Origin of the sequence: Streptomyces palmae (assembly GCF_004684805.1) — a bacterium.
In the GTDB taxonomy this organism is placed as follows: domain Bacteria; phylum Actinomycetota; class Actinomycetes; order Streptomycetales; family Streptomycetaceae; genus Streptomyces; species Streptomyces palmae.
On sequence record NZ_SRID01000187.1, the window covers coordinates 1 to 13,117 of the forward strand.

5 protein-coding genes and 1 pseudogene are annotated in these 13,117 nt (G+C 73.8%); 3 read left to right on the forward strand and 3 right to left on the reverse strand.

Annotated features, from left to right (window positions below; genetic code table 11):
* Nucleotides 1-3,197: non-ribosomal peptide synthetase (locus E4099_RS19300; RefSeq protein ID WP_209446660.1), on the forward strand; the 3,197-nt coding region annotated here is incomplete at its 5' end.
* Entirely contained in the window at nucleotides 3,190-7,995 is a 4,806-nt protein-coding gene (locus E4099_RS34865) for a type I polyketide synthase (RefSeq protein WP_135340349.1), read from the forward strand. The genes E4099_RS19300 and E4099_RS34865, both read left to right, overlap by 8 nt.
* 282 nt (nucleotides 7,996-8,277) lie before the next feature.
* On the opposite strand, the gene E4099_RS19310 is transcribed toward E4099_RS34865, so the two are convergent.
* Both E4099_RS19310 and E4099_RS19315 read right to left on the reverse strand, forming a co-directional pair.
* Entirely contained in the window at nucleotides 8,278-9,336 is a 1,059-nt protein-coding gene (locus E4099_RS19310) for a hypothetical protein (protein ID WP_135340350.1), read from the reverse strand.
* Nucleotides 9,337-9,609: 273 nt separating this feature from the next.
* Nucleotides 9,610-9,750, reverse strand: a pseudogene (locus E4099_RS19315) (IS5/IS1182 family transposase); the annotation flags it as partial.
* Between the two features lie 1,337 nt (nucleotides 9,751-11,087).
* On the opposite strand from E4099_RS19315, the gene E4099_RS19320 reads away from it, so the two are divergent.
* On the forward strand, nucleotides 11,088-11,924 hold the full coding sequence (locus tag E4099_RS19320) for a hypothetical protein (RefSeq protein WP_135340351.1): 837 nt from the start codon (nucleotides 11,088-11,090) through the stop codon (nucleotides 11,922-11,924).
* A gap of 19 nt (nucleotides 11,925-11,943) precedes the next feature.
* Here E4099_RS19320 and E4099_RS33055 read toward each other — a convergent pair.
* Nucleotides 11,944-13,117, reverse strand: a 1,174-nt coding sequence (locus E4099_RS33055) for a hypothetical protein (RefSeq protein WP_209446661.1), incomplete at its 5' end; no start/stop codon positions are given.

Genomic DNA, 13,117 nt, shown 5'->3' on the forward strand with positions numbered 1-13,117 from the left:
CGCGGGTGGGTGCAAAGACCACGGTGGGGGCGTTGCTGGAGTCGGTCCGGGAGCGGGTGCTGGAGGCGCTGGAGGACCAGCATGTCCCCTTCGACAAGGTCATCGCCGCCCTCAACCCCGAACGCCGGCACGGCGCCACCCCCTACGCGGACGCGGTCCTCAACCTGGCACCGCTGGAGGACGACTACGCCCTGGGCGGCACCGTGCTCACCCCGGCCACCGGCAGCCAGCTGGGGGCCGAGCTGAAGTTCGGCGTCACCGCCACCGTCTTCCGCGAGGACGGCCGCGACCGGCTGGTGCTCTCCCACCGGGGCGACCGGCTGGCCGCACGCGATGCCGAGCGACTGGCCGCGGTGCTCCGCGGGATGCTCACCGCCCTGGCCGGCGACCAGCACGCCACCGTCCTGCCGCGCGGCGGCGGTGCCGAGTTCGGCGAGGTGGTGCAGTACCGGGAGTTCGTGCGGGGGCAGGAGGAGTTGGCGGGTTCGGTGGCGGGCGCCGCGGGGGTGGAGCGTTGGCGGGCGCGGTTGGCGGGTGCGCCGGCGTATCTGGAGTGGCCGGTGCCGGTGGTGCCGGAGGGCTCGGGTGTGGTGGAGGTGGAGGTCGCCGGTGGGGTGTTGGAGCGGGTGCGCGGGGTGTCGCGGCGGGTGGGGGTGTCGTGGTTCATGGTGGTGGCGGCGGCGTTCGCGGGGGCGTTGCACCGGTGGACGGGTGCGGATGACGTGGTGTTCGGGTGTCCGGTGGCGAACCGTCCCGGGGAGCGGGACGCGGGGATCGTGGGGCCGTGTACGAACACGGTGGTGATCCGTTCGCGGGTGGGTGCAAAGACCACGGTGGGGGCGTTGCTGGAGTCGGTCCGGGAGCGGGTGCTGGAGGCGCTGGAGGACCAGCATGTCCCCTTCGACAAGGTCATCGCCGCCCTCAACCCCGAACGCCGGCACGGCGTCCTGCCGTACGCCGACATCGCGCTCACCCCGATCGTCCCCGAGACCGAACCGCCCACCCTCGGCGGCCGCACCCTGGGGCGCTTCCCGCTGGACGCCGAGGGCGGCGACTGGGCGGCCAAGGGTGCGCTGACCGTCTCCTTCCAGGAGCAGGACGGCACCCTGCGCGGCACCGTCGCCTACCGCGGCGACCGCGTCGGCCGCGCCGAGACCGAACGGCTCGCCCAGCTGGTGGCCGCGGTCCTCGGCGACATCGTGGACCGCCCCGACCACCGCCTGGCCGCCGTGCCCCGGATCAGCGCCCGGGAGCGCGCCGAACTGGCCGCCTTCCAGCAGGGGCCGCCCGCCGGGCCGCCCACCGCCGTGCTCGACCTGTTCACCGCCCGGGTACGGCAGACCCCCAGCGCACCGGCGGTCCACACCCCCCAGGGCCCGCTGAGCTACACCGCCCTGGACGCCCGCGCCCGCGCGCTCGCCCACCGCATCGACGCACTGGTCGACCGGGAGGGCACCGAGCCGGTGGTGGCGCTGCTGCTCGACCGGGGCGCCGATCTGATCACGGCGATGCTGGCGGCCTGGTACGCCCGGTGCGCCTACTGCCCGGTGGACCCCGCCTACCCGCCCACCCGGATCGCCCAGGTCCTCGGCGACCTCGACGCACCGGTGGTCATCACCGAGCCGGGCAGGAGCCTGCCCCCTCAGGTGCCGGACACCGTCACCGTGCTGCACGCCACCGGGGAAGACCTCGACGCCGCGGCCCCGGTCGGAGACCTGCCGGCGCCGCCCGCACCCGAGGATCCGGCGTACGTCGTCTACACCTCGGGATCCACCGGCCGGCCCAAGGGAGTGGTGGTCCGGCACCGGGGGCTGGCCGAACACGCCCGCTGGTTCGCCGGCACCCTGGCGCTGCGCCCCGGCGACCGGGTCGCCCTGCTCGTCAACGTCGGCTTCGACGCGGCGGCCTCGGAGATCTGGCCCGCCCTGGCGGCGGGAGCCGAACTCGTCCCGCACACCGGCACCGTCCACCCCGGCCAGGTGGCCCGCTGGCTGGAGGCCCACCGCGTCACCGCCGCCGTGGTACCCGCCGCGCTCGCCGAGACCGTCTGGAAGGACGAGCACACGCCCACGGCCCTGCGGGTCATGGCCTACGGCGGCGCCGCACTCGGCTCGCCGCCCCCGCCCGGCCTCCCGTACCGGCTGGTGAACTGCTACGGCCCGACCGAGGCGACGGTGACCGCGACCTGCCAGGAACTCACCCCGGGCGAGGCGGACTTTAGGCCCGGGCGCATCGGCCGGCCCGCGGGCGGGGTCCTGGTCCAGGTGGTCGACGAGGCCGGGCAGTTGTGCCTGGTGGGCACCAAGGGCGAGATCGTCATCGGCGGGGTCGGGGTGGCCCGCGGATACTGGCGCCGCCCCGAACTCACCGCCGAACGCTTCGCACCGCGGGGTGCCGAGGGCGCCCCGGGCCCCGTCTACCGCACCGGCGACCTGGGGCGCTGGCTCCCGGACGGCACCCTGGAGTTCCTCGGCCGGATGGACCGCCAGCTGAAGGTGCGCGGCCACCGGATCGAACCGGAGGAGATCGAGGTCCGACTGGCCGCCCACCCCCAGGTGGACCAGGCCGCGGTACGCGCCTTCGACGACGGTGCCGCCCAACTGGTCGGCTACGCCGTACCGGCCCAGGACACGGGCACGGGCACGGACGCCGCGGACGGCACCGGGCAGCGGACCGCGGCCGTCCTGGCGGCGCTGCGCGAGACCCTGCCGGCCCATCTGGTGCCCGACGCGCTGGTCTGGCTCGACCAGCTGCCCCACACCCCGCACGGCAAGGTCGACCACGCGGCCCTGCCCCGGCCGCGCCGTGAGGACCTGGTGGGCGCGGCCCCGGTGGTGGCTCCCGGCGACGACCGGGAGCGGCGCATCGCCGCACTGTGGCGCGAGGTGCTCCGCACCGAGGTCGTCGGCGTCCACGACAACTTCTTCGACCTGGGCGGCGACTCGCTCCGGCTGGCCGCGCTGCACCGCCGGCTGGAGAGCGACTTCGGCATCGAGCTGCCGATCCAGGAACTCCTCGCACACCCCACCGTGCGGGCGCAGGCCCGCACCGTCGAGGCCGCCGGGCGGCCCGCGGACGAGACGGCACAGGCCCGGTCGGCCGCCGAGGAACTGCGCGAACGAGCCCAGCGCGGCCGCCGATCCCGAGCACGCACCCGTACCGGTGCGACCAGCCCGAAGGAGGGCGACGATGCATGACGAGGCGATAGCCATCACGGGGCTGGCGTGCCGGCTGCCAGGGGCCGCCGACGCCCGCCGGTTCTGGGCCAACCTGGTCGCCGGCCGCGACACGGTCTCCCGCTTCACCCGGGAGGAACTGCTGGCGGCGGGCATCGACCCGCACCTCGCCGACCGGCCGGACTTCGTGGCCGCACGCGGTCAGGTGGCCGACTCCGACCACTTCGACTGGGCCTTCTTCGGGTACAGCCTCGGCGAGGCCCGCGGCATCGACCCGCAGCAGCGGATCTTCCTGGAGTGTGCCAGCACCGCCCTGGACGACGCCGCCATCGACCCGGCCCGCTTCCCCGGCCCGATCGGCGTGTTCGCCGGGTGCGACGCGGTGCCGCTGGGGGCCACGCAGGAGGAACTCCTCGCCCAGACCCTCGGCCGCGACAAGGACTTCCTGGCCACCCGCGCCGCGTACAAACTCCGGCTCACCGGGCCCGCCCTGACGGTGCAGACGGCCTGCTCCACCTCGCTGGTCGCCGTCCACCAGGCGGTGGGCAGCCTGCTCGGATACGAGTGCGACGCCGCCCTGGCCGGAGGCGTCGGGCTCTTCTTCCCGCAGGTGACCGGCTATGTGTACGAGGAGGGCGGCATCCTCTCCCCGGACGGGTACTGCCGGCCCTTCGACGCCCAGGCCCGCGGCACCGTCTCCAGCTCGGGCGCGGGCGTCGTGGTGCTGCGCCGGCTGGCGGACGCGCTGCGCGACGGCGACCCGGTGGTGGCCGTCATCCGCGGCACCGCCATCAACAACGACGGCGGCGACAAGGTCGGATTCACCGCGCCCTCCCGGAACGGGCAGCGCGACGTCATCCTCTCCGCACTGGCCCGGGCGGACGCGGACCCCGCGGACATCGCGTACATCGAGGCCCACGGCACCGGCACCCGACTGGGCGACCCGGTGGAGGTCGCGGCGCTGACCGCCGCCTTCCGCTCCGGCACCCAGGCCACCGGCACCTGCCTGCTGGGCGCGGTCAAGGGCAACATCGGGCACACCGGCTCGGCCTCCGGCGTCAGCGGACTGATCAAGACCGCGCTGATGCTGCGGCACCGCCAGACCGTGCCCACCGTCCACTTCCGGGCCCCCAACCCGCTGATGAAGCTGGAGACCACCCCCTTCACGGTGGCCGGCCGGCACGGCCCCTGGCCCACCGGACGGCCCCTGCTGGCCGGCGTCAGCTCCTTCGGGGTGGGCGGCACCAACGCCCACGCGGTCCTGGAGGCCGCCCCCACGGCAGCCGCGCGGCCCGGCGGACCGGCGGCACCGGGCCCGCGGCTGCTCGCCCTCTCGGCCGCCACCCCGCAGGCACTGCGCCGCACCCGGGCCGAACTCGCCGAACACCTGGCCGCCGAGGAGCAGCCCGTACCCCTGGACGAGGTGGCGCGGACGCTGGCCGACGGGCGCCGCCGCCACGCCCACCGCACCACGGTCGTCGCCCGCGACACCGCCGGGGCCGCCGCCGCGCTGGCCGCGCCCGCTCCCGAGCACGACACCCCGCCGGCGACCGGGGAACCGCGCACGGTGGTCTTCCTCTACCCCGGGCAGGGCACCCTGCGCCCCGGCGGATCCGCCGCCGGGGCCCATGCCCGGCTCCCCGAGTTCGCCGCCGCCTTCGACGAGGTCCGCGACTGGGCCCTGGCCGAGGCCGGCACCGACCTGTCGGCGCTGCTGCGGGCCCAGACCCCGGCAGAGTGGTACCACGACCCGGTCCACCAGCAGTTGGGGCTCCTCGCCCTCGGACACGCCTTCACCCAGACCCTGCGCGCCTGGGACATCCGGCCCGGCGCCGCCCTGGGCAACAGCATCGGCGAGTACCTGGCGGCCCTCGCGGCGGGCGTGTGGGAACTGCCCGAGGCGCTGCGCCTGGTGCACACCCGGGCGCGCGCCCTGCGCGCGGCACCCCCCGGGCGGATGCTCGCCGTCGAACTGCTCGCGGACGGCGACCGCCAAGCCGTCCAGGAGGCGCTGGCCCAGGCCCCCGAGCCCCGGCCCGTGGTGGCCGTCGACGGCCACGACCGCCTGGTGCTCTCCGGCACCGAGGAGGGCATCCGGCAGGTGCGGCAGCGGCTGTCGGGACGGACCACCCGCCTGCTGGAGACCCGCCGGGCCTTCCACTCCCCGCGGCTGGAACCGGCCGCCGCCGAACTGCGCGCCGCCCTCGCACAGGTGACCGCCCAGAACCCGGCGATCCCGCTGGTCTCCAACGTCACCGGCGACTGGGCCACCCCCGAGGAACTGCGCTCACCCGACTACTGGGCCCGGCAGCTGTGCTCCACCGTCCGGCTCGGCCGGGGCATGGACACCCTGCTCGCCCAGGGCCCGCAGGTGCTCATCGAACTCGGCCCCGGCGCCTCCCTGTCGCGCGCACTGCGCGGCCATCCCCGCCGAGGCGCCCAGCACACCGCGATCGCCCTGCTCGACGGGGGCGCCCGCGACCCGCAGGAACAGATCCTGCAAGCCGTCGGCCGACTGTGGGAGGCCGGCCTGGACGTGGACCTCGGACGGTTCGCCGGCCCCTCCGCACAGCGCCGCGCGCTTCCCCCGCACCCCCTGGACTCCCGCCCCTGCGGCACCGGCGCCGAGCCGCGGGCGCGCCGCGCCGAGCCGGAGCGGACACCGCCGGGGCCCGCGACGGCACACCGGCTCGCCGCCCGGCTGGACACCCCGCGGCCCGCACGGGCAACGCTCTCCATGCGGCCCGAACTGGCCGAACGCCTGGACCGCTACACCGCCGCCCTCGCCACCCGGCTCGGGCTGCGGCTGGGGCGGCTGGCGGCGGGCGACCGGATCGGGCGGGCGGAACTGGTGGCCCGCCTGGCCGGCGACGGCGCCCCCGCCCGGCAGGCGGAACTGCTGGTCGAGGCCGCCACCGGGCACGGCTTCCTCACCGCGGACGGAGGCCGGCAGATCACCGTGCCCGCGGACGTCGAGGACCGGCTGCGCCCCGTCCTCGAGGACCCGGCCGGCCTGGAGGAGGCCGCGGGCCTGCGCCGCATGCTCGACCACTGCGCCCAGGGCTACCCGGAGGTCGCCGCCGGCCGCCGCGAGCCGGTCTCCGTGCTGTACCCCGACGGCACCGACACCTTCCTGCGCGACTGCCTCACCGGCAACACGGTCGACGTCTCGGACGCGGGCCCCTGCCTGGACCGGCTGGCCGCCGCGGTGGACGCCGCCCGGGGGCCGGGACAGGCGCGTCCGCTGCGCATCCTGGAAGTCGGCGGCGGCAGCGGGGAACTGACCACGCGCGTGCTGCGCGACTGGCCGGCCGACCCGCGGGACAGCTACACCTTCACCGACATCAGCGGCGTGGCGCTCGCCCTGGCCCGCGAGCGGGGTTGGCCGCAGGTCGACTGCGCCCGGCTCGACCTCGCCCGGGACCCGGCCGCCCAGGGCTTCGCACCCGGCGCCTTCGACGTGGTGCTCGCCTACAACGCCCTCCACGTGGTCCCCGACCTGCCCACCACACTGCGCCGGCTGCGGGGCCTGCTGGCCGAGGGCGGCTGGCTGGGCGCGGTCGAGGTGACCGAGGTGGCCCTGTGGACCCACTTCGTCTGGGGGCTGGCACCCGGCTGGTGGGACTTCGCCGACGGGCTGCGCACCGACTCGGTCCATCTCTCCGCGGACCAGTGGCGACAGGCCCTGGACGAGGCCGACTTCACCGAGGTCGCCGTCCTGCGGCAGGGGTCGGCCGACCACGCCGTCCTGCTCGCCTCCGCCGCGCGGACCACCGGCGGCCGGTCCCCGGCGGCCACCGCGCCCCCGCCCGAGGCGCCACGGCCCCGCGAGACCGCCTCCCCTGGCAGTGACGGCGAACTGGCCCGTATCTGGACCCAGGTGCTGGGCACCGACCGGGCGCGCGCGGAGGACGACTTCCACGCGCTGGGCGGGGACTCGCTGATGGCGGTACGGCTGCGGGCGCGCATCCACGAGGAGTCGGGGCTGGCCATCCCGCTGTCGGAGTTCCTGGAGCAGCCGACGTTCGGCAGGCTCCTGGCACTCGCCCAGGAGGCCGCCGGCACCCGGCCGGCACCGGCCGCGGCGCTCCCCGACGAACTGGTGGCCTTCCGCACGGAGGGGCGGGGCACCCCGCTGTTCCTGGCCGCCCCCGCCACCGGAAGCGCGCTGTGCTACCGCCGGCTGGCCCGTTCGATCGGCGGCGACCGCCCCGTCTACGGCCTGGACGCCCCCGGCCTGCTGGGCGGCGCGCCCACCCCGGACCGCATCGAGGACCTGGCCGCCCACCACCTCCGGATCCTGCGCGGGGTACGGCCGCACGGCCCGTACGCGGTCGGCGGCTGGTCGGTGGGCGGCCTGATCGCGCACGAGATGGCGGCCCAGCTGGAGCGGGCCGGGGAACAGGTGGAACTCCTGGTGTTCCTGGACGGCTTCGCGCCCAACAGCGGCGGCCGACCCCTCGGCAACGCGCCCCAGCACCTCGCCGCGGGCCTGTGGCATCAGGCGCTGGTCGCCCTCCAACTCGGCCCCGCGGGCCGGGCGGCCCGATCCGTGCCGGGCGCGAGCCGGGTCTTCCGCGCCTATCTGCGGGCCATGCTCCGCTACCGTCCGATGCCGGTGAACTGCCCGACCGTCCTGTTCAAGGCCGGGCTGACGGCCCGGACCGCGCAGCGGCTGCGCACCTGGCTGGGCCCGCTCCACCCGGCGGGCCTGCGCGTGCTGTCCTGCTCGGGCAAGCACTGGACCATGCTGCACGACCCGCACGCCGAGCCCCTGGCCCAGCAGGTGCGCCAGGAACTGGACCGGCACGGCGGCTGACCGCCCGGGGCCCAGGTCCGACCTGGGCCCCGCTCCGCAATGTTTCGTACGCAACAGTCACCGGGGGCGCGGTGGCGCGCGGCGGCCGGTCACTCGAAGGGGAGTGGGCCCCGCGCGCCCCGCGGAAGGGGAGGGCAGACAGCCGGCTGGGGCGTGTCCGATGGGGCGCCGGAGCCCCAAGCCGGTTGCCTGGAGGATTCGTCGCACTCCAGACAACCCCGGCACGGGAGCCACTCTCCTGGCGGCAGCCTGTCTTCCGTTCGAGCTGGAGCTTCAGCGCGGCTACTGATTGGTTACCTTTGTGTACATCAGGTTGCCGGTGCTGTAGGCGATATGCGCGTTGCCAGTGCTGTCGTAAGCCAACGAAGGCCAGTCCACGGCGGGACCGATGGGCTGGATGGTCCACGAGCCGGGTGCCGATCGGGTGGCCAGCTTCAACTCGCCGTCGTCGACATAGGCGATGGACGGACGGCTAAGCAGGTCCACGGCTGCTGAGGGCCTGGGGTTTGAATTGCCCGCGATGACGATCCCGGGTGCGACGATCTCAGTCAGCGGCCCGGTGCTGTCGAATGTGCTCAGCAAGGCGCTCAGATTGCCGTGCGCCGCCTCACAGTAGGCGATGACGTACTTGGCTGACGTACGCTGAGCAAGCGACAGCCAACGCACTTGCCGCACAGTCTTGTCGAGGATCTCGGAGACCTCCTGCCAGCCGTCGACACTCTTCTGCGACAGCCGGATGGCCTGCTCGTTGATTTCCACTTGCCCTTCGTTGAACTCGTCGATGAACGCGACCCGCGGCGTCTCTGACAGGTCGAACGCCAGGGAGGGCAGTTTTACGAATCCGGTTTCGCCGATCTTCTCAAGCGTGGCGACCTCCCAGGGAGAGCTGGTGCCGTCCCGGGTGGCCACCGCCATGCGCTCGCCGGTGAAGTCGTCCCGGAACGCGACCGAGGGCACACCGTCGGAGTCGAGTCGCATGGAGACCTCGGTGGTGCCTCGCACCTCAAGGCCGGCCTGTGTGGGTATCTCCTCGAACGACCATCCGCCGGGTCCCCTGCTCGCGAAGATCGCGGAATCCGAGGAGCGGTCGCGGTAGGCGATATGCGGCACGTCCTGAGCGTCGATGCCCAGGCTGACCAAGCTGACGCCCTGTGTGGTCTGTCCTCCGGTGTCTTCGCTGGTCCAGGTGCCATTCAGTCGCCGGGCCACTCGGACGTTGCCGACCGGGCGGTTCACGACGTACGCGACGGCGGGGTTGCCGTTCCCGTCTACGACCAGAGAGGTCTGGCCGAGGACCTCACCGTCGCCGTCGACAGTCTCCGTCAGGAAATCCGTGGTCACCTCAGCGCCTCCTTTTGAAAAACCGCTGCTCAGGAGGGCTTGCCCAGATACAAGTCGTTTTCAGAGAAAACCTTGCGGCGGCTCATTCCTGGTGTGCATGGGTCCAGCCCTCAGAGTGTGCGCCTCCCCGAATTCCAAGGTAAGCCCGCTTCCGACGGCCTGCAGCTGGGACCCCTGCGCACCCGCGGCGGGGCGGCGGGACCATGGCCGCAACAAGTCGCTGACCGAGAGGAGGGGGCCGCGACAGGATGCGACTGAGGACTGTCTGGCGGGTCACGAGCGCAGCCAGAGGTGCATAGCAGCGACGGTCACGGCGCCGTGGAAGATATACGCTCTCTTATCGAATCGGGTGGCTACGGCACGGAAGCCCTTGAGGGCGTTGATCGTTCGCTCGACTTCGTTGCGGCGTTTGTAGGCGTCGGTGCGGGCGCCCGTGGAGTAGCCTGCGAAGTAGTGCACATTCCATTCGGCTGGCAGTGCGCCGGGTTGAGCGTGCTGCCGGCGAGGAGCTAATCATGCCCATCAAACCTCCTCAATCCCAGGACGGTACCAGCGGCTTCAACCCGAGCCAGCAGACGCCGCCGCTGAAGTTCGGTGTCTGGGGGGACAGTTCCCTCGGTTGCGGGATCATCGGCAGTTCGAGCCTGGTCGGAACGGCGGGCGCCGGAGCCGTCGCCGCGGGATCGGCGGGAGTCCTCGGCCTCAACCTGAAGTCCCAGGGCATCGGTGTGCTCGGCCGCGCCGACTCGGACTCCGGCACCGGGGTGCTCGGCACCAGCAGCCTCGGGTCCGCGGTGGCCGGCCGGAGCGGCGGCGACAAGCCCGCGGTCACGGGCACCGGCACCCAGGGCCCGGGGGTTGCGGGGGGCAGCAGCCAGAGCGCCGGCGTCAGCGGAGTGAGCACCTTCGGTCCAGGGCTCACCGGCACCAGCACCCAGGGCCCCGGCGTCACCGCCGCCGGGGGTGGGTCGAACCCCGGTGTGCGGGGCACCAGCGCGAGCGGGCCCGGCCTCATCGGAAGCAGTGACCAGGGGGCCGGTGTGACGGGTACGGGTGGGGGTTCCAGTCCTGGGGTGGTCGGTAGTGGCTCGGGTGGTCCCGGTGTCAGGGCTGTCAGTGACCAGGGCGTGGGGTTGTGGGCGAGCAGTGCGGCGGCTCCGGCTGTGCGGGCCGATTCCATGGGTACTTCTGGTCTTCTTGTGACTGGTGGGGGTACTGATCCGGCTGTCAGCGGTAGCAGTGATCAAGGCCCGGGTGTCGGCGGTACCAGTGGAGCGGCGGCGGGTCTCCTGGGTTCCAGCACCAGCGGGCCCGGGGTGGCCGGCAGCAGTGCCCAGGGGCCGGGTGTCACGGGTGTCAGTAGGGGATCCAGCCCTGGCGTGGCCGGTACCGGCACGGGCGGCCCCGGGGTGAGGGCCGCCAGTTCCCAGGGGATCGGCCTGTGGGCCACGGGCTCGGGAAGCAATCCCGGCGTCCAAGCCGAGGCTGCCAGTGGCCCTGGCGTCGCCGCCACCAGTTCCCAGGGCCCGGCCGTCACCGCCACCGGAGGCGGCTCGAATCCCGGTGTCAGCGCGACGGGCACGGGCGGACCGGGCGTCAACGCCACCAGCACACAGGCGGCGGCGGTGGTCGCCGGCAGCACGAGCGGTCCGGGGGTCCAGGCGACCAGCAACGGCGGCATCGGGGTGTGGGGCACGACCGCCTCGGGCAACCCCGGGGTCAGGGGCGATTCCGCCACCGGCCCGGGAGTGATGGGTACGAGCCAGGGGGCGGGGGTGTACGGGAAGGGCGTCGCCGGGGTCGGTGTGGTGGGCGAGAGCCAGGAGTACCAGGGCCTGGTCGGCAAGAGCGCCACCTACATCGGCATAGAGGGTGTCAGCAGTGCCACGGGCTACGAGGGTGTCCTGGGTGAGTGCTCTCAGGGCACAGGGGTGGAGGGCAGGAGCGACACCCAGCAAGGCGTGTGGGGCATCTGCCCGCAGGGCATCGGGGTCGCCGCCCGCGGGGCCCGCGGCATCGTCTCCGAAGCCCCCCGCGCCGCCGACCTCTTCGGCGACGTCTATGTGGGTGGCGCGCTGCTCCACGCGAGTGCCGGGTCCACCATGGACCATCCGCTGGACCCCGAGGGCCGGTACCTGGAGCATTCCGTCGTGGAGTCGTCGGAGCGGAAGAACGTCTATGACGGTGTGGTCGATCTGGACGGCGACGGCCGGGCGATCGTGGAACTCCCCGGGTGGTTCGAGGCGCTGAACGAGGACTTCCGCTACCAGCTCACCCCCATCGGCGCGCCGGCACCCGATCTGCACGTCGGCCAAGAGCTCGCCGGGAACTGCTTCGCCATCGCCGGCGGCCCCCCGAACCGCACGGTGAGCTGGCAGGTCACCGGTGTGCGGCGCGACGCCTGGTCGCGGGCACATCCCTTGGAGTGCGAACGCGTCAAACCCCCTGAGGAGCTGGGCAGGTACCTGCACCCGGAGGAGCACGGGCAGCCCCGAGAGCGTTCCTCCGACGCCCTGCCGGAGGAACCTCTCCCGAACGACCGGGGAATGCCCGCGGAGCTGGATCCCGGTCCGGCCCAGATGACGTGACCAGGGATCACCAGGGCGCTCAGCCCTCCCCACCGAGGTTGATCGGGGGCAGGTGGACGCCCCGGACCGTGATGGTCACCGTGCACGGCGTCCCCTCCGGGCAGTCCAGGACGCGGCTGTATCCGCCGTCGTAGCGGCTGAGGACCGTACCGCCGTCCCGGCAGGGGTAGCGGACGCCGTCGCTGTCGGGTTCGCCGTCCTGCTCCGCCGCGGGCTGGAAGGGGCAGGCGCTCGAGGCGAAGTGGACGTCCTCGGGGCGGAAGGGGCCGAGGAACTCGCCGTTGCGGTCGCGGGGGTAGACCATGATCCGGGTGAGGAGGCGGCCCTGGGGTGACTCCACCTGGTCGACCTGCACCGGACTGTTCTCCGGGTCGGGCGTGATGCCCACCCACCTGGACACGGTCAGCACCCGGGAGAAGGAACTCCCGTCGGGGGTCTCTCCCTCGATGGTGAAGCGCCAGGTGTAGGTGCCCTCCTTGTCCAGCTCCACATAGCGGTTCGCGTAATCGCCGTTCCCGGCCTCGCCGTCGTGGTGTGCGCCGTCGTCGAACAGCTCGTTCGTTCCGTCCTCGAAGACGACTCCCGGAGTCTGGACCGGCAGGCCGTCCTCCATCTCGTGGGCGCGCAGCAGGTCGGTCAGCATGCGGGCCTTGGGAGCGTCCGGATCGGGTCCGGTGGGCTGGGACGGCTGGTACCGAGCCCCGTTGACGGCGAGAAAGGTGCCCAGCGACTCCCCCGGGCGCGCCAGTTCGACCTTCACGGTCGCCGAGGTCACCGGGTCGTCACCGGCGCGGACCCGCGCGGTGAGGGTCATCGGATCGCCGGTCCCGTACACCGCCCGGTCGAACACGACCTGCACACGGACGAACAGGTCGACGAAGACCAGCAGATCGCTGTCGGCGAGCGGCAGCGCACCGCCCGCGGCGTCCTGGTGCCTGATGCGCCACTGGGTGGCCGGTACGGACTCCTCGCCGCCGAACAGCGAGGCGAGGTCGATGGTGGCGAACCCGTGCGTCGGACACTGCTTGACGGCGGTCGGGACCACGGTGAACGGCCCCGTGGAGCCCGCGTCGCGCCAGGCGAGTTCGATGGTGTGGGTGGGGTCGGTCCACAGCACCGCCGCCGCCATTCGGTTCACCCGGGGATCCAGGGTGACCAGCCGGCCGGGCGGGGTGCCGTGGTCGGGGGTGGAG